At 72.9% G+C, this 16,254-nt stretch carries 14 protein-coding genes and 4 riboswitches; of the genes, 3 read left to right on the top strand and 11 right to left on the bottom strand.

Going from position 1 to position 16,254, the window contains the following annotated elements:
* Nucleotides 1-164: 164 nt before the first annotated feature.
* Entirely contained in the window at nt 165-893 is a 729-nt protein-coding gene (locus GTY84_RS01370; protein ID WP_161224152.1) for an SDR family oxidoreductase, read from the bottom strand.
* 202 nt (nt 894-1,095) lie between these two features.
* Between GTY84_RS01370 and GTY84_RS01365 the strand changes: the two genes are divergently transcribed.
* Nucleotides 1,096-1,626 (top strand): hypothetical protein, encoded by a 531-nt coding sequence (locus GTY84_RS01365; RefSeq protein WP_161224151.1) that lies wholly within the window; start codon nt 1,096-1,098, stop codon nt 1,624-1,626.
* A 68-nt stretch (nt 1,627-1,694) separates the two neighbouring features.
* Here GTY84_RS01365 and GTY84_RS01360 read toward each other — a convergent pair whose 3' ends face one another.
* Genes GTY84_RS01360 through GTY84_RS01350 form a run of 3 tightly spaced genes read right to left on the bottom strand, consistent with a single transcriptional unit; the run spans nt 1,695 to nt 5,280 of the window.
* Complete coding sequence (locus GTY84_RS01360) at nt 1,695-2,831, bottom strand: bifunctional 2-methylcitrate synthase/citrate synthase (protein ID WP_161224150.1); 1,137 nt, start codon at nt 2,829-2,831, stop codon at nt 1,695-1,697.
* A 32-nt stretch (nt 2,832-2,863) separates the two neighbouring features.
* Nucleotides 2,864-3,769, bottom strand: a complete 906-nt coding sequence (prpB, locus tag GTY84_RS01355; RefSeq protein ID WP_161224447.1) for a methylisocitrate lyase — start codon at nt 3,767-3,769, stop codon at nt 2,864-2,866.
* 2 nt (nt 3,770-3,771) lie between these two features.
* A complete protein-coding gene (locus tag GTY84_RS01350) occupies nt 3,772-5,280 on the bottom strand; it encodes an MmgE/PrpD family protein (RefSeq protein WP_161224149.1) in 1,509 nt (502 codons plus the stop codon).
* A 211-nt stretch (nt 5,281-5,491) separates the two neighbouring features.
* Between GTY84_RS01350 and GTY84_RS01345 the strand changes: the two genes are divergently transcribed.
* Nucleotides 5,492-6,979, top strand: coding sequence for a helix-turn-helix transcriptional regulator (locus GTY84_RS01345; protein ID WP_161224148.1), 1,488 nt, complete (start codon nt 5,492-5,494; stop codon nt 6,977-6,979).
* Here the strand turns inward: GTY84_RS01345 and GTY84_RS33300 are convergent.
* The 6 genes from GTY84_RS33300 to GTY84_RS01320 form a co-directional block, all read right to left on the bottom strand.
* Nucleotides 6,947-7,315, bottom strand: a complete 369-nt coding sequence (locus GTY84_RS33300; protein WP_237531961.1) for a hypothetical protein — start codon at nt 7,313-7,315, stop codon at nt 6,947-6,949. The genes GTY84_RS01345 and GTY84_RS33300 overlap by 33 nt on opposite strands.
* A gap of 92 nt (nt 7,316-7,407) precedes the next feature.
* Nucleotides 7,408-8,187 carry an enoyl-CoA hydratase gene (locus tag GTY84_RS01340; protein WP_161224147.1) on the bottom strand — a complete coding sequence of 260 codons (780 nt, stop codon included), beginning with the start codon at nt 8,185-8,187 and terminating at the stop codon, nt 7,408-7,410.
* Entirely contained in the window at nt 8,184-9,080 is an 897-nt protein-coding gene (gene mmsB, locus GTY84_RS01335) for a 3-hydroxyisobutyrate dehydrogenase (protein ID WP_161224446.1), read from the bottom strand. Before mmsB ends, GTY84_RS01340 begins: the two co-directional genes overlap by 4 nt.
* Complete coding sequence (locus tag GTY84_RS01330; RefSeq protein WP_161224146.1) at nt 9,077-10,141, bottom strand: enoyl-CoA hydratase/isomerase family protein; 1,065 nt, start codon at nt 10,139-10,141, stop codon at nt 9,077-9,079. Before GTY84_RS01330 ends, mmsB begins: the two co-directional genes overlap by 4 nt.
* Nucleotides 10,138-11,286 (bottom strand): acyl-CoA dehydrogenase family protein, encoded by a 1,149-nt coding sequence (locus tag GTY84_RS01325; protein WP_161224145.1) that lies wholly within the window; start codon nt 11,284-11,286, stop codon nt 10,138-10,140. Before GTY84_RS01325 ends, GTY84_RS01330 begins: the two co-directional genes overlap by 4 nt.
* A gap of 5 nt (nt 11,287-11,291) precedes the next feature.
* Nucleotides 11,292-12,815 carry a CoA-acylating methylmalonate-semialdehyde dehydrogenase gene (locus GTY84_RS01320; protein WP_161224144.1) on the bottom strand — a complete coding sequence of 508 codons (1,524 nt, stop codon included), beginning with the start codon at nt 12,813-12,815 and terminating at the stop codon, nt 11,292-11,294.
* Nucleotides 12,816-12,995: 180 nt separating this feature from the next.
* A riboswitch (cobalamin riboswitch) is annotated at nt 12,996-13,185 on the bottom strand.
* 276 nt (nt 13,186-13,461) lie between these two features.
* Nucleotides 13,462-13,533: riboswitch (cobalamin riboswitch) on the top strand.
* Between the two features lie 181 nt (nt 13,534-13,714).
* Here GTY84_RS01320 and GTY84_RS01315 point away from each other — a divergent pair.
* Nucleotides 13,715-14,218 carry a DUF4430 domain-containing protein gene (locus tag GTY84_RS01315; protein WP_161224143.1) on the top strand — a complete coding sequence of 168 codons (504 nt, stop codon included), beginning with the start codon at nt 13,715-13,717 and terminating at the stop codon, nt 14,216-14,218.
* 121 nt (nt 14,219-14,339) lie between these two features.
* Here the strand turns inward: GTY84_RS01315 and GTY84_RS01310 are convergent, their stop codons facing one another.
* Nucleotides 14,340-15,758: a hypothetical protein gene (locus tag GTY84_RS01310; RefSeq protein ID WP_161224142.1), complete on the bottom strand. Its 1,419-nt coding sequence runs from the start codon at nt 15,756-15,758 to the stop codon at nt 14,340-14,342.
* 130 nt (nt 15,759-15,888) lie between these two features.
* Nucleotides 15,889-15,964: riboswitch (cobalamin riboswitch) on the bottom strand.
* A 93-nt stretch (nt 15,965-16,057) separates the two neighbouring features.
* A riboswitch (cobalamin riboswitch) is annotated at nt 16,058-16,193 on the top strand.
* Nucleotides 16,194-16,254: the final 61 nt, after the last annotated feature.

The raw sequence follows: 16,254 nt of genomic DNA, 5'->3' as shown, positions 1-16,254 counted from the left end.
CGGTATCCGAGATTCCTAGGACCCCGCCCGCCGCCCGCCGTCGCGCCCCCCGTCCCGCGCCCCTCACCGCTCCTCGCCGTCTTCTCGGCCCATCGGCCGCAGGGTGGGCATGATTTGATGGGTGGTCAGTTGATTTCCAGCGGCGCTAGGGCACCGCGGGCCGGTCACACCTGCTCGAAGTGGAACGCCTTGATGAAGCAGTCGCGGGGCTGGGCGACGGCGAAGAAGACGCAATCCACGAGCGACTGCGCGGTGAGGTTGTCCTCGCTTCCGCGCGGGGTGGTCTCCCACTGCCCGGAGAGCGGATCGCAGTTGTCGAAGTCGGGCGGGTAGAGGGAGATCACCCGCACTCCCCGGGGCCGCAGGCGCTTGGAGAGGATCTCCACGAATCCCGCCTGGGCGCTCTTGGCCGCGTAGAAGGCGTCGTGGGCCTCGGAGCGGTGGTGGTTGGCGGTCCCGCAGGCGGAGACCATGGTCACCACGTCCGGCCGCTCCGAACGGAGCAGCAGGGGAAGGAAGTTCTTGACGGTCAGCACGGTTCCGGTGGCGCCGGACGCGATGGTGTCGACGACGTCGGTGTCGGACGCGGACCCGAGGTCCGGTCCTTCGAGGTAGCGGGCGCCGTTGTTGACCAGGATGTCGACGCGGTCGGTGTGCCCGGCCACGTCGTCGGCGAAGGCGCGGATCGAGGCCGGATCGGTCAGATCGCAGGCGAAGGCGTGGGCCTTGGCGTTACCCCGGTCGTGGATCTCGTCGCGGACGCGTTCCGCGGCGGCGAGGGTCCGCGCCGAGAGGAGGACTTCGGCGCCGAGGTCGGCGAAGCGGAGGGCCAGGGTGCGGCCGAAGTCGCGGCCGGCCGCGGTGATGACCACGCGGTGATCGTCAAATCGCATAACACTGCTCCTGGTTCACGTACCGGATCGATCCCGCGGTGCCCTTCGGCGACCGCCTCCGGCAGCGTATGCGGCCGCCCCGGGCGCGGGCCGCCGCCACGGCACGGCACATCCGTACGGGTGATGACGAGAGCGGCGGGGGCGACGGCGGCGGGCGGGGCGGCATGCGGACCGGGGCGGGGCGGCCCCCGGCCGGGTTGAGGTGATCGTTCGGTTCGGTCCGCCGATCTCCGGTTCCACCAACGGGTGTTCGATCGCGCCCCTGACGGAAGACGGTTCCGCCCTCACCACCCTGCCGGAGACCATCGGCGGGCTGACCGGTCTCGTCGAACTCAGGGCCCGGCACAACCGGCTCACCACCCTGCCCGATGCCGTCGGCGGGCTCCGGACCCCGCGCGAGCCGCGGCTGCGGCTGCGGCTGCGGCTGCGGCTGCGGCTGCGGCTGCGGCTGCGGGGGAACGCGATCGGGTCCGTCCCGGCGCCGGTGGCCGGGCCGCGCGAGCTGCGCCACCCGGACCTGCGGGAGAACGCCCTGGCCGAGGCGGCGGAGCCGCCGGCGGACCTTCCCCTGCTGCACCGGATCGACCTGCGGAGCAACCACCTGGGCCGCCTGCCCGGCCGGCTCGCCCGGATGCTCTCGCCGGAGAAGCTGGACCTGCGGTGGAACGGAACCGACCCCTCGCTGCCGCTGCTCGCCCGGCTGGAGGAGCGGGGGTGCGTCGCCCTGACGTGACCGGACGGGCTCTACGGCGGTGAGCCGCCGTCCGGCCGGAAGGGGTGCCCGGGCCGTCTGGCGCAGGACTACGCGGCGCCCGGCACCGTCCGCTGTCCGGGACCGTCGTAGGAGGCCAGGGGGCGGATCAGCGCGTTGTGGGCCAGTTGCTCGGTGATGTGGGCGGTCCAGCCGGTGATGCGGCTCATCACGAAGACCGGGGTGAAGACGGGGATGTCGAAGCCCATGAGGTGGTAGGCGAGGCCGGCCGGGTAGTCCAGGTTGGGGTGGATGCCCTTGCGGTCGGCCATGGCGTGGCGCAGGGCGGCGTGCAGGGTGGCGAGCCGGGTGACCTCGGGGTCGGCGGCGCGGGCCACGAGCCGGTCGAGGGCGTCCTGCATGATCGGGACGCGCGAGTCGCCGTGCTTGTAGACGCGGTGACCGAAGCCCATGATCTTCCGCTTGGACGCCAGCGCCTCGTCCAGCCACTCCCCGGCGCGCGCCGGGTCGCCGATCTCCAGGAGCATGTGCATCACGGCCTCGTTGGCGCCGCCGTGCAGCGGTCCCTTGAGGGCGCCGATGGCCGCGGTGACGGCGCTGTAGAGGTCGGAGAGGGTGGAGGTGACCACGCGGGCGGTGAACGTCGAGGCGTTGAAGCTGTGTTCGGCGTACAGCGTCAGGGAGATCTCGAAGCAGCGGACCACGTCCGGGTCGGGCACGCTGCCGAAGCACATGTGGAAGAAGTTCTCGGCGTACCCGAGAGAGGCGTCCGGCGGGATCGGGTCCAGGCCCCGGCGGCGGCGCTGGTCCGCGGCCACGACGGTGGGCAGCCTGGCCAGCAGGGTGAGGGACTTGGCGCGGTTGGCGGCCGGGCTGCCGTCGTCCTCGGTGGGGTCCTCGGCGCCGAAGAAGCTGACGGCGGTGCGGAGCACGTCCATGGGGTGGCAGGTCTCGGGCAGTCGGGCCAGCAGTTCCAGCGTGGTGCGGTCCAGTGCGCGCAGGGCGCGTTCACGGGCCTGGAAGTCGCGGAGTTGTCCGGTGTCGGGGAGTTCGCCGTACCAGAGGAGGTGGGCGACCTCCTCGAAGGAGCGGCGGGCGGCCAGGTCCTGGACGGGATAGCCCCGGTAGGTGAGGGAGTTGGTCTCCTGGATGACAGTGGAGATCTCCGTGGTGTCGACGACGACACCGGTGAGGCCGCGGTGGATCGCGGGCGCGGGGGTGATCATGGGGTGCCTGCCTTCGTGGGTCAGGTACCGGGTCAGTTCCCGGGCGGAAGGGTGAAGTCGAAGACGGCCGAGTCGAAGGCCGAGTACTCCTCGTAGCCGAGGAGTTCGTACAGGCGGGAGCGGGTCTGCATGCGGGGCAGCAGGGACTCCTGGGTGCCCTCCGCGGCGATGGTGCGCAGTCCGTCCTCGATGGCGCCCATGGCGATGCGCAGCAGCGTCACCGGGTAGAGGGCGATGTTGTAGCCGAGGTTCTCCAGGGTCACCGCGTCCAGCAGCGGGGTCTTGCCGAACTCGGTGAGGTTCGCGAGCAGCGGCACGTCGACCGCCTTGCGGAACGCCTCGTACTCGGAGACGTCGGCGAGTGCTTCGGGGAAGACCGCGTCGGCACCGACGTCGACGTACGCCTTGGCACGGTCGATCGCCGCGTCCAGGCCCTCGACCGAGCGGGCGTCGGTGCGGGCCATGAGGAGGAAGTCCGGGTCCCGGCGGGCGTCGACGGCGGCACGGAGGCGGCGGACCATCTCCTCGCGGGGCGTGACGGTCTTGCCGTCCAGGTGGCCGCAGCGCTTGGGGTTGACCTGGTCCTCCAGGTGCAGGCCGGCCAGGCCGGCGTCCTCCATCAGCTGCACGGTGCGGGCCGCGTTCATCGGCTCGCCGAAGCCGGTGTCGGCGTCGATGAGGACGGGCAGGTCGGTGGCCCGGGTGGTCTGCTGGGCGCGGGCCGCGATCTCGGTGGACGTGGTCAGGCCGATGTCGGGCAGCCCCAGGTCGGCGGCCAGCACCGCGCCGGACAAGTAGACCGCGTCGAAGCCGGTGTCCTGGATGAGGCGGGCGGAGAGCGGGTTGATCGCGCCGGGGACGCGCAGCAGACGGCCGGAGGCCAGTTGCTCGCGGAAGGTCCGGCGGCGCTCGGCGGGCATGGTCCGCGTGTGCAGCACCATCAGAACAGTCCCTTCGGCAGGCCCGCGTCGTACGCGGCCACGGCCTCGGTGTCGACGGCCGGAAACAGGCCGTCCAGGTCGGCGACGGTCAGCTCGGCGAGACGGGCGGCGGTATCCATGAACGCGTCCTGCGCGGACTCAGTGACGATGCCCTCGGCAAGGGTGCGGAACTTGCCGACGTATCCGGCGCGGTCGAAGGGACGGGCGCCCGCCGGATGGGCATCGGCCACCGCCAGCTCGTCCTCGATGACGGAGCCGTCGTCGAGGGTGATCACCGCGCGTCCGCCGAAGGCCCGGCGGTCCGGGTCGGGGTCGTGGTAGCGGCGGGTCCACTCCGGGTCCTCGACCGTCGTGATCCTCCGCCAGAGCTCGACGGTCTCCGGGCGCCGGGCGCGTTCGGGGGCGTAGGAGCGCTCGTGGTGCCAGGTCCCGTCCTCCAGGGCCACGGCGAAGATGTACGGCACCGAGTGGTCGAGGGTCTCCCGGCTGGCGGTGGGATCGTACTTCTGCGGATCGTTCGCACCGGAGCCGATGACATGGTGGGTGTGGTGGCTGGTGTGCAGGACGATCGAACGCACCTTGTCCAGCGCACCGGCCTTCTCCCGCAGCCGCCGGGCCAGGTCGATGATCGCCTGCGCCTGGTACTCGGCGGAGTGCTCCTTCGTATACGTGTCGAGGATCGCGCGGCGCGGCTCGCCCGCCGCCGGAAGCGGAACCGTGTAGTCGGAGCCCGGGCCGTTCAGCATCCAGGCGAGGAAGCCGTCCTCGCCCTCGTAGACCGGCGACGGGGATGTCTCGCCGCGCATGGCCCGGTCGACGGCTTCGATCGCCGCCTTCCCGGCGAACGCCGGCGCGTACGCCTTCCAGCTGGAGATCTCGCCCTTGCGGGACTGCCGGGTGGCGGTGGTGGTGTGCACGGCCTGCTGGATCGCCTGGTACACCGTCGCCGTGGGCAGCCGCAGCATCGATCCCAGGCCACCGGCGGTGGCGGCGCTGAGGTGGGCCACATGGTCGATGCGGTGCTCGTGCAGGCAGATGCCCCTGACCAGCGCGACGTGGATCTCGTAGGCGGCGGTGATCCCGCGCAGCAGGTCGGCGCCGGTGCGGCCGGTGTGCTGGGCGACGGCGAGCAGCGGCGGGATGTTGTCGCCGGGGTGGGAGTAGTCGGCGGCGAGGTAGGTGTCGTGGAAGTCCAGCTCGCGCACGGCCGTGCCGTTCGCCCAGGCGGCCCACTCCGGGGAGACCCGGGTCGCCGCGCCGAAGACCGAGGCGCCGTGGGCGGCGGCGCCGTGGGCGGCGGCCTGGGCACGGGCGACCGCGACCGGGCGGCGCAGCAGGGAGGCGACGGCCACCGCGGCGTTGTCGATCACCCGGTTGACGACCATGGCGGCGCTGTCGGGATCCGGTTCCCCGGTGCCGGTGGCGACGTCCGCCAGTTTCCAGGCGAGCTGGTCCTCGCGCGCAAGCCGGTCGGCGCTGGGGTGGACACGGACGTGGTGCTCGATCACGGGGCTCCTCGCGGGGTGCGGACGGTCCTTGCCGGTGCTGACGTGATCGACGGTGCCCGTTCCGCACCGGTCCGGCCACCTCTCCAATCTGTGGAATCCCGCCATCCGGGAGCTGTGAATCTGCGAATTCTGCGAATGCCGCGGATGCTATGTTCGCAAACAGGCCCCCACCGGAACGCCTCCCTTCCCGGCTGCGACAAGGATGTGCGCCGTGCCCCGAGAAGCAGCAGACCGCAAGGTCTACGCCCATGCGAAGCTGCGGCGGCTGCGCCGCGAGCACGGCATGAACCAGGTCGACATGGCCCGCGCCCTCTCCATCTCCACGAGCTATGCCAACCAGATCGAGCAGAGCAGGCGCCCGCTGACCGCGTCGGTGCTGCTGCGGATCGCGGAGGTCTTCGGGGTCGACGCGGAGTTCTTCTCCGAGGCCGAGGAGGACCGGCTCGCCACCGACCTGCGGGCCGCGGTCGCGGACGAGGCGTGCGGAGCGGCGCCGCTCGCTTCCGAGGAGATCACCGAGGCAGCCCGCGACCACCCCGAGGTGGCGCGCGCCCTGGTCGCCCTGCACCGGCGCTACCGGGACACGGTGGAGCGGGCCGCCGCCCTGGGTTCGCCCGGAGCCGCCGACGGGCTGCTGCCCGCCGCCGAGCCGCACGACGAGGTGCGGGACTTCTTCTACACGCACCACAACCACTTCGAGCCACTCGACACCGAGGCGGAACGCCTCGCCGCGGCCATGCGCCTGCGTCCGGGCCGCGTCTCCGACGCCCTCGTTGCGCACCTGGGCGAGAAGCACGGGATCAGGGTGGTCCGGTCGGCTCCCGGGCGTTCGGGGGACGCCCGCAGGCTCGACCCGGACACCGGTCTGCTGTTCCTGTCGCCCTGGCTCCGCGAGGGCCAGCGGGCCTTCCAGCTCGCCACCCAGCTCGCCCTGCTGGAGCACGGGCCGCTCCTCGGCCTGCTGGCGGACAGCGCGGGCCTGACCTCACCGGAGTCCCCAGCGCTGGCCCGCATCGGCCTGGCGAACTACTTCGCGGGCGCCCTCCTCATGCCGTACACCGTCTTCCACACGGTGGCCGAGGAGGTGCGCTACGACATCGAGCTGCTCTCGGCCCGCTTCGGTGTCGGCTTCGAGACCGTCTGCCACCGCCTCAGCACCCTCCAGCGGACCGGGCGGCGCGGAGTCCCCTTCTCCTTCCTCCGCGTCGACCGGGCCGGGAACATCTCCAAGCGGCAGTCGGCGACCGACTTCCACTTCTCCCGGCTCGGCGGCACCTGCCCGCTCTGGACCGTCTACGAGGCGTTCTCCGCGCCCGGCAGGATCCTCACCCAGGTCGCGGAGATGCCGGACGGCAAGCGGTACTTCTGGGTGGCGCGGACCATCACCCGGGGCGGCTTCGGCCACCGCGCCCCGCGCGCCGAGTTCGCCGTGGCCCTCGGCTGCGAGTTGCGCCACGCCCACCGGCTCGTCTACGCCGAGGGCATCGCCCTCGACGACTCCCGCGCCGCCACCCCGATCGGGCTGGGCTGCCGGATCTGCGAACGCCGCGACTGCGCGCAGCGGGCGCGCCCCCCGGCGGGCGAGCGGCTGGCCGTCGACCCCGACCGGCGGACGTATGTGCCGTATCCGGTCGAGAGCGGTCCGGGGCCGGCGGCGGGGCCCGGATCAGCCGGATTCGACGCGGTGCCTGCGCAGTAGCACGGAGATGGCACGGCGCAGGCGCGCCGCCTCCCCTTCCGGGTCCTCCCCGGTGTCCGGCGGTTCGTCCGCGCGGCCGGTTCGTCCATGGCCCGTCGGGGGTGCCCCGGGCGCCGGCGGTGCCGGACGGCCGTCCGGCGGGCCGTCCACCAGTTCCGCCAGGTCCTCCAGGAGCCGCTCGGTGCGGCGCATCCGGTCGCCGAGGGCCCGGAGCCGGGCGCTCTGGCCGCCGACCTGCCTTCTGCACGCGAGGAGTTGCTCGTACTCCGCCACGGTCAGGGCGACCGCCTCCACCCCTTCCACGGTGATGCGCGGCGGCTGCCGACGTCTGGCCATTCCGGTACCCCGTCCTCCCGTTCCGCCGGTCGTACGTGCCGGAACGCGAGCGGCCCCGGGATCGGTTCCCGGGGCCCCGCGTTCCGGGTGGATCAACGGTGCCGGAAGACCGGCGCCCGCTTGCCGGTGAAGGCGGCCATGCCCTCCTTCTGGTCGCCCGTGGCGAACACGGCGTGGAACAGGCGGCGTTCGAAGCGGACCCCCTCGGCGAGGCTGGTCTCGAAGGCGCGGTTGACGGCCTCCTTCGCCATCATCGCCACCGGCAGCGACATCTCCGCCACCGTCCCGGCGACCGCCAGCGCCTCCGCGAGGAGTTCACCGGCCGGCACGATCCGGGAGACCAGTCCGGCCCGCTCGGCCTCGGCGGCGTCCATGGTGCGCCCGGTCAGGCACAGTTCCATGGCCTTGGCCTTGCCGACGGCCCGGGTCAGCCGCTGGGAGCCGCCGATGCCCGGGATCACCCCGAGCTTGATCTCCGGCTGCCCGAAGACGGCGGTGTCGGCGGCGAGCAGGATGTCGCAGAGCATGGCCAGTTCGCAGCCTCCCCCGAGCGCGTGGCCGGCGACCGCGGCCACGGTGGGCGTCCGGAGCTGTCCGAGCCGGTCCCATGCGGCGAACCAGTCGGTGAGGTACATGTCCATGTACCCCCGCGGTGCCATCTCCTTGATGTCGGCACCGGCCGCGAAGGCCCTCGCCGAGCCGGTGATGACGAGGCAGCCGATGTCCGGGTCCCGGTCGAGGGCCTCGGCGGCGGCGACGACCTCGTTCATCACCCGGAGGTTCAGCGCGTTGAGCGCCTTGGGCCGGTCGATGGTGAGGAGGGCGGTGCGGCCCTTGCGTTCGACCAGGATGGTCTCGTACTCATCGCTCATGTGGCGTCTCCGCTCCGTTCCCTGATGGTGCCGACGATGGCCGAGAAGTCCCGCGCGCCACCGGCGCCCTCGGCGTACTCGGCGTACAACTCCGCTGCCCGGATCCCGAGTTCCGTGTGCACACCGCCCGCCTTCGCGGCGCCGACGGCCAGCCGCAGGTCCTTGGCCATCAGCGCGGCGGCGAAGCCCGGCCGGTAGTCCCGGTTGGCGGGGCTGGACGGAACGGGCCCGGGGACGGGGCAGTTGACGCTGAGCGCCCAGCACTGGCCGGAGGCCGTGGAGGCCACGTCGTACAGCGCCTGGTGGGACAGCCCGAGGCTCTCGCCGAGGACGAACGCCTCGCTGACGGCGATCATGGAGACGCCGAGGATCATGTTGTTGCAGATCTTGGCGGCCTGCCCGGCGCCCGGCCCGCCGCAGTGCACGGCCCTCCGGCCCATGGCCTCCAGCAGGGGGCGCGCCTCGGTGAACTCCTCTTCGCCACCGCCCGTCATGAAGGTCAGGGTGGCGGCCTCGGCACCGACCACTCCGCCGGACACGGGCGCGTCCAGCGAGCGCATCCCGGCGGTGCGGGCCCGTTCGTGGGCCGTCCGCGCGTCGGCGACGTCGACGGTGGAGCAGTCGACGAAAAGGGTGCCGGGGCGGGCGGCGGTCAGGGCCTCGTCGTAGAGGTCCAGCACATGGCGTCCGGCGGGGAGCATGCTGATGACCACGTCCGCCTCCCGTACGGCCGCGGTCGCGGACCCGGCGGGTTCGGCCCCGGCCCGGCCGGCGGCCTCCACCGCTTCGGGGACGAGGTCGTGGCCGAGCACGCGGTGGCCCGCCCGGGCCAGGTTGGCGGCCATGGGGCCGCCCATGTGGCCGAGTCCGACGAACGCGACGGTCCGGGTCACCACGCGATCTCCTCCAGGGCTCCCGAGGGGTTCGGGACGGGTCCGGGCCCGTCGGCCGGGGCGAAGAACCGCTCCACGTCGGCGTCGGTGACCTCCTCCAGGGTGGCGGGCGACCAGTGCGGCGTCCGGTCCTTGTCGATGACCTGGGCCCGGATGCCCTCGATCAGGTCGGGGCCGCGGAGACAGGCGAGGGAGACGCGGTACTCCTGTTCGAGGACACGCTCCAGCGGCCCGAGCCGCCGGGCGCGGCGCAGCGCGGCCAGCGTCACCTTGAGCGCGGTCGGGGACTTGGTGAGCAGGATCGCGGCGGTCTCCTCGGCCGCCGTGCCGCCGTGGGCGCGGAGCCGGTGGACGATCTCCTCGACGGTGTCCGCGGCGAAGCAGGCGTCGATCCAGTCCCGCCGGGCGGCCAGTCCACCCGGCGGCGGGTCCTGGACGTGCCGCCCGAGTGCCTCGCGCACCGGCAGCCGGTCGAGGTCCTCCACGAAGGAGGTCAGGGAGGCGGAGGGCACGTGGTGGTCGGCCAGTCCGCAGAGCAGGGCGTCCGCGGCACCGACCGCCGCGCCGGTGAGGGCGAGGTGGGTGCCCAGTTCGCCGGGGGCGAGGGCGAGGAGGTGGGTGCCGCCGACGTCGGGGACGAAGCCGATGCCGGTCTCGGGCATGGCGACACGGGAGCGTTCGGTGACGATCCGCACGCCGCCGTGGGCGGAGACGCCGACGCCGCCGCCCATCACGATGCCGTCCATGACGGCGACATAGGGCTTGGGATAGCGGGCGATGCGGGCGTTGAGGCGGTACTCGTCGCGCCAGAAGGCCGCGGTCGCGCTGCCGTCGCCGTCCCGGGCGTCCTCGTGGATGGCGCGGATGTCGCCGCCCGCGCACAGGCCCCGCTCCCCCGCCCCGGTGAGGACCACCACCTCCACCGCAGGATCGCTCTCCCACTCCGTGAGCGCCTCCTCGATGGCGAGCACCATCCCCCGGGTGAGGGAGTTCAGGGCCCTCGGGCGGTTGAGGACGATGTGGGCGGCCCGGCCCCCGGTCCGGAACAGGACGTCGCTCATCCGAACGCCTCCGTCAGACCGCGGGCCACGATGACGCGCATGATCTCGTTGGTTCCTTCCAGGATCTGGTGGACCCGCAGGTCCCGGACGATCTTCTCGATCCCGTACTCGCTGAGATAGCCGTACCCGCCGTGGAGCTGGAGGGCGCGGTCGGCGACCGAGTAGCCGGTGTCGGTGGCGAACCGCTTGGCCATCGCGCACAGGTACGGCGCCTGCGGATCGCCCCGGTCCAGTGCCTGCGCGGCCTGCTGGACCAGGGCGCGGGCGGCGGTCAGCTCGGTCGCCATGTCGGCGAGCCGGAACCGCAGGGCCTGGGCGTCGAGGAGCCGGGTGCCGAACGCCTCGCGGTCGGCGAGGTGGACGAGGCTGCGGTCGAGGGCGCTGCGGGCGCCGCCCAGGGAGCAGGCGGCGATGCCGAGACGGCCGCCGTTGAGGCCGCTCATGGCGATCCGGAAGCCGTCACCCTCACGGCCGAGGAGCCGGTCGGCGGGCAGGCGGACACCGTCCATGACCACCTGACGGGTGGGCTGGGCGTTCCAGCCCATCTTCCGTTCGTTCGGCCCGAAGCCGAGACCCGGGTCGTCCCGGTCGAGGACGAACGCGGAGATCCCGCCGGGCCCCTCGCCGCCGGTGCGGGCCATCACGACGTAGAGCTGGGAGGCGCCGGCACCGGAGATGAACTGCTTGACGCCGGAGAGCACCCAGTCGTCGCCGTCCCGTACGGCACGGCTGGTCAGGGCAGCCGCGTCCGATCCGGCGCCGGGCTCGGTGAGGCAGTAGCTGGCGAGGTCCTCCATGGCGCACAGGCGCGGCAACCACCGTTCGCGCTGGGCGCCGTCGCCGTAACTGTCGATCATCCAGGCGACCATGTTGTGGATGGAGAGGTATCCGGCGATGGACGGGCAGCCGGAGGCGAGCGTCTCGAAGACGAGGACTCCGTCGGCACGGCCGAGGCCGGAGCCGCCGGACTCCTCACGGACGTAGACGCCGCCGAGGCCGAGACCGGCCGCCTTGCGCAGCACGTCCACGGGGAAGTGCTTGTCGCGGTCCCAGTCGAGGGCCTGCGGGGCGAGGTGGTCCTGGGCGAAGTCGAACGTGGTCTCCACCAGGGCCTGCTGGTCCTCGGTGAGCAGAGTGCTGGTCATGTGGCTCAGCCCATCGTGGGGAGGGTGAAGCTGGCGCCTTCGCGCCGGCCGGCGGGCCAGCGCGAGGTGACCGTCTTCGTCCGGGTGTAGAAGCGGATGGCGTCCGGGCCGTGCTGGTTGAGGTCGCCGAAGCCGGAGCGCTTCCAGCCACCGAAGGTGTGGTAGGCGACGGGCACCGGGATGGGCACGTTGACACCGACCATGCCGGTGGTCACGCGTCGGCTGAAGTCGCGGGCGGTGTCCCCGTCCCGGGTGAAGATGGACACGCCGTTGCCGTAGGCGTGCTCGCTGGGCAGGCGCAGGGCCTCCTCGTAGTCCGCGGCGCGGACGACGCACAGGACGGGACCGAAGATCTCCTCCTGGTGGATGCGCATGCCGGGGGTGACCCGGTCGAAGAGGCTGGCCCCGGCGAAGAAGCCTCCCTCGTGTCCCGGAAGGGTGAAGTCGCGGCCGTCGACCACGAGTTCGGCCCCCTCCTGCACTCCGAGGTCCACATAGGAGCGGACCCGCTCGACGGCCTCCGGGCCCACCATCGGGCCGAAGTCGGCCCCGGGGTCGTCGCTGCGGCCGATACGCAGCGCGGTGACGCGCTCCTTGAGCCGGGCCACGAGGGCGTCGGCGGTCGCCTCACCGACGGGGACGGCGACCGAGATGGCCATGCAGCGCTCGCCCGCCGAGCCGTACCCGGAGCCGACCAGGGCGTCGGCGGCCTGATCGAGGTCGGCGTCGGGCATCACGATCATGTGGTTCTTGGCACCGCCGAAGCACTGGGCGCGCTTGCCGCGGGCGGCGGCGGTGGCGTAGACGTGCGCGGCGACGGGGGTGGAGCCGACGAAGCCGAGGGCGGCGACGCGCGGGTCCTCCAGCAGGGTGTCGACCGCCTCCCGTCCCCCGTTGACGACGTTGAGGACACCCGGCGGGAGCCCCGCCTCCAGGAACAGCTCGGCGAGCCGGAGCGGAACGGACGGGTCGCGTTCCGACGGCTTGAGGATGAAGGCGTTGCCGCAGGCGAGGGCTGGCGCGGCCTTCCACAGGGGGATCATGGCGGGGAAGTTGAACGGCGTGATGCCCGCGACCACGCCGAGCGGGGCGCGCAGGGAGTGGACGTCGATGCCGGTGCCGGCGTTGTCGGTGAACTCCCCCTTGAGCAGGTGCGGGATGCCCGCCGCGAACTCGACGACCTCCAGGCCGCGCTGGATGTCGCCGTGCGCGTCGGCCACCGTCTTGCCGTGCTCGGCGGAGAGCAGCCGGGCCAGGGCGTCCTTCTCACCTTCCACCAGGCGCAGGAACGCCAGCAGGACACGGGCGCGGCGCTGGGGGTTCCACTCCGCCCAGCCCGGCTGCGCCGAAGCGGCGTCGGTGATCGCCGCCTCGGTCTCCGCCCGGTCGGCGAGCGGTACCAGGGCCTGGACCCGGCCGGTGTTGGGGTCGTACACGTCGCCGAAGGCCCCCGAGGTTCCCGGGGTGTGCTTGCCGCCGACGAAGTGCGTCAACTCGCGCACGGAGGCGCGTTCGTGCTCACGGACCATGACTGCCTGCTCTCGTCAGGAGGGATCCGGGGATGGCGCACCGGTCCGGCGTCCGAGCGCGGTCGGCAAACGGAGACCGGGGGCGCGAGATCGCGTGGGGCCGCGGCCTCGTCAGAGGGAGGGCTCACCAGGGTCATGGGTGCACACCGGTGCCATGCGTGTCGGCTCCATCCTCGTGGAAAACACGGAACGTCCCGCGGCCGGTATCCTGACTCCCGGATCAGCGCGCGCCGTCCGCCTTCCCGACATCCAGCTCGTCAGTGGCGTCCTGCTCGACGGCGTACTCCCCGGTCACAGTGGCGGGACCGTGCCGGAATCACACCGGCTTCCCTGCACCGCGGGCCTTGTGTCCGCGACTATATAGTCGGGCGTCCTAGTAAATCCAGCGACACACGAACACTGTCCGGAGCGGCGTCCGCCGGCACCGTGCTCCGGGGGCCCGGCCCCCGGGACGAGGGGCGACCGCCGGCCCCGGCAAGGAGCCCGGCAGCGGGCCCGGCACCCCGCCCCGCACAGGAGCCGCCTGTGGCGTCTTCTCCTCAACAGGCCCTAGACTGCGCTGACTTCGGCACCCGTCGGCCAGGTTCGGCGGACCGCCGAAGGGCGTCACCGCGTACGGCACGACAACCGCATACGCGCGTGACCGGGGGAAGCCGGTGGGAATCCGGCGCTGACCTGCAACCGTGTGCGGCCCGTCGGGCCGCGAGTCGGGGAACCCGGCACGTGCTCCGTACCGCTTCCCACTGCCATGGTCTGCAGCGTGAAGCCGAGAGCCCCCGTGCCGCCACGGCCCGGTGCCCGCCCCCGCCCTGCGGCAGGCGGCGCCGCAGCGCCCGCCCGGACACGGTCCGGCGGCCCGGCGGCGCAGCCGCGGACCGCCCGATCAGGAAGGCTCCGCCATGCGCCGCACATCCGTCCACCGTCACCTGGCCGCCTTGGCCGTACTCGGTCTGGCCCTGTCCTCAGGGACGGCCGTCGCCCACGCCGACGGCGCCGCCACGGCCGCGACGACCGGCACCAACGCCCCCGTCAGAGTGTCCCTGACGGTGCAGGGGCCGGACGGGCTCCTGTTCAAGGGCAGGATCCGGACGCGGGGCCACGACGTCACCACCGCGACCGGCGGCACCCACACGTGCGACGGCACCAACGGCGGTGCCCACGCCAGTGCCGTGCCGACGCCGACCGCGGCGCTCGACGACGCCGCCCACCGGAGGGGCTTCACCTGGGACGGCACGTGGTACCCGTCCTTCGACGACTTCTCGGTGGACACCATCAGGAACGTCAGTGGTGGGGGCAGCGCCTACTGGAACATCTCCGTCAACGGCACGCCGACACCGGTCGGCGGCTGCCAGTTCGGGCTCGTCGCCGGGGACGAGGTCGCCTTCACCTGGACGGCCTTCTGACGAACCGTCGCTCTGCCGGGGCGCGCGTACGGGGGGCCGGTGACGGTCCCGCCGTACGGCGCGCCCCGGGCGGGGCCGCGGGCCGGTCCGGGCACTGCACTTGCCCGCGGCCCCGCCGGTGTCAGGCCCCCCAGCGCAGGGCGATCGTGTCGCCCACGCCCACGGCGGTACCCCGGGCCGCGGCGGCGAAGGACGAGCCGTCGAGGCTGGCCTTCCACGTACCGGAGCCGCTGTTGGCCTTGCCGTTGAGGGAGGTGACGGCCCCCGTGCCGGACGACGGCGCCACGGAGGTCACACAGCCCGCCGGGGTGGCCGCCGTCCGGGCCGCGTCGAGGACCGCGCCCAGGGTGGTCGTCGGTCCGGTCGGCGTGAGGGTGACGGAGCACACCCCGAGCCCCCCCGCGCCGTCGTCCACGGTCAGTGCGAGCGTCGCCGCCGTACCGGAGGTGAAGGAGCCCTCACCGACCCACTGCGGCGCCCCCGGGGTGACCGGTACGGGCGGTGCGGCGGTGAATCCCGCGCCGGCCACGGCCCGCATCCCGTCGCTGGAGGCGTAGGCGGACGGGCCCGTGTCACTGGGCAGGTACCTGAAACCGCCGCCCGGGTTGAACTGCTGGGCGATCAGGAAGTCCAGCGGGGTCTTGCCCATGGCGGTGAGGAAGTCACCGGTCTGCGCGTTGATGCCGCAGGCGTTCAGTCCGGAGACCGCCCAGCCGTTGGAGTTGGTGTTGACACCGAACATGGCGTTGAAGGCACCGCTGCCGGCCACCAGCTTGCTCTTGAGGAAGGCCCTGGCCCGGACGATGTCGGCGTCGGTGTTCGGCACCCCCGACACACAGAGCGCGGCCATGGCCGCACCGGTCATGTCGATGTCCGAGGTCTTGGCGAGTTCGGTGGCGCTGCCTTCCGCCTTGCCGTGGTTCCAGCCGCCGTCGTTGTGCTGGTTGGCCCGGATCCGGGTGGCCATCGCGTTGCGGAGCGTTTGCGGGACACGGAGCTGACCGGAGGGGGTCCTTGCGCCGTTGAGGGCCAGGGCGGCGAAGACGGTGCCGTTGAAGTTCCCGGGCGGGCCGAAGTAGCCGGGTTCGGCGGTCTGCCAGTAGCGGTGGATGTCGGCGATCAGGTTGCGGGAGGCGGAGACCCGGGCCGGGTCGACACCGGCGGCGTAGGCGTTGAGGGCGGCGCGCTCGTAGTCGGTGACGACCGGGGAGGCGGACGGCCATCCGCCGGTGGACAGGAGGTCGCGGTAGACCGTTCTCGCGTTCTTGCTCGGGTCACCGCCGGGCGCCACGTCCACGGCGGCGGTTCCGGCGGCGGCGAGCGCGCTGAACGCCCACTCGTTGGAGAGTCCCGGACCGGCGTACGAACCGTCCGCCGCCTGAAGGGACTTGAGGTAGGCGACGCCGTTGGTCTTCGAGGTGGCGATCTGGGCGGGTGTCGTGGTCGCGGCGGCCGGCGGCGCCGTCAGCGCGAGGGCGCCGACAGCGGCCACCGCGGCCAGGGCCGAGCGGCGGAGGACGGGAGAAGAGGTACGGGACAAGGGCCTGCTCCTGGGACGGGGACGCCGACCGGTCCCCGCGCTGTCGCCGGGCAGCGCTGTGCGCGGGCGGAAGCAGCGGGTGTGGCCGCCGTCCGGGACGCGTGGATCGGCTTCCAGTGCTGTGCCGCCTGGGCATTCGGGCTCGGAACGGCCCCCTGCCGTTCCACACCGCTGCGCGTCAGCCCCGGATTCCCACCGGGTTCCCCCATTCGGCAGACCGGGACGGTACCCGACGGGCGTCCGGGCCGCCACAGCGGCTCACGAGAACCGCCGCACCGGCCCGCGGGTGTCTTGACGCGTTCGGTGATGCATGCTCAAATCCCGCTGATACGCCTTGAGTTCCAGGGGAAGCCGGTGAGAATCCGGCGCTGACCCGCAACCGTGGGCCCGGCAGACGCCGGGCGAGCCGGAACACCTGGAGCGTTCATCAGCAACAGACGCCGTCGCGGACTACGGCGTGGTGCGACCGGCTTCCGTACGCGGGGACTCCCCTGCC

Origin of the sequence: Streptomyces sp. SID8352, from assembly GCF_009862265.1 — a bacterium.
GTDB lineage: Bacteria > Actinomycetota > Actinomycetes > Streptomycetales > Streptomycetaceae > Streptomyces.
Note: the sequence above shows the minus strand (reverse complement) of the source record. Positions and strands in the feature narration are given on the sequence as shown.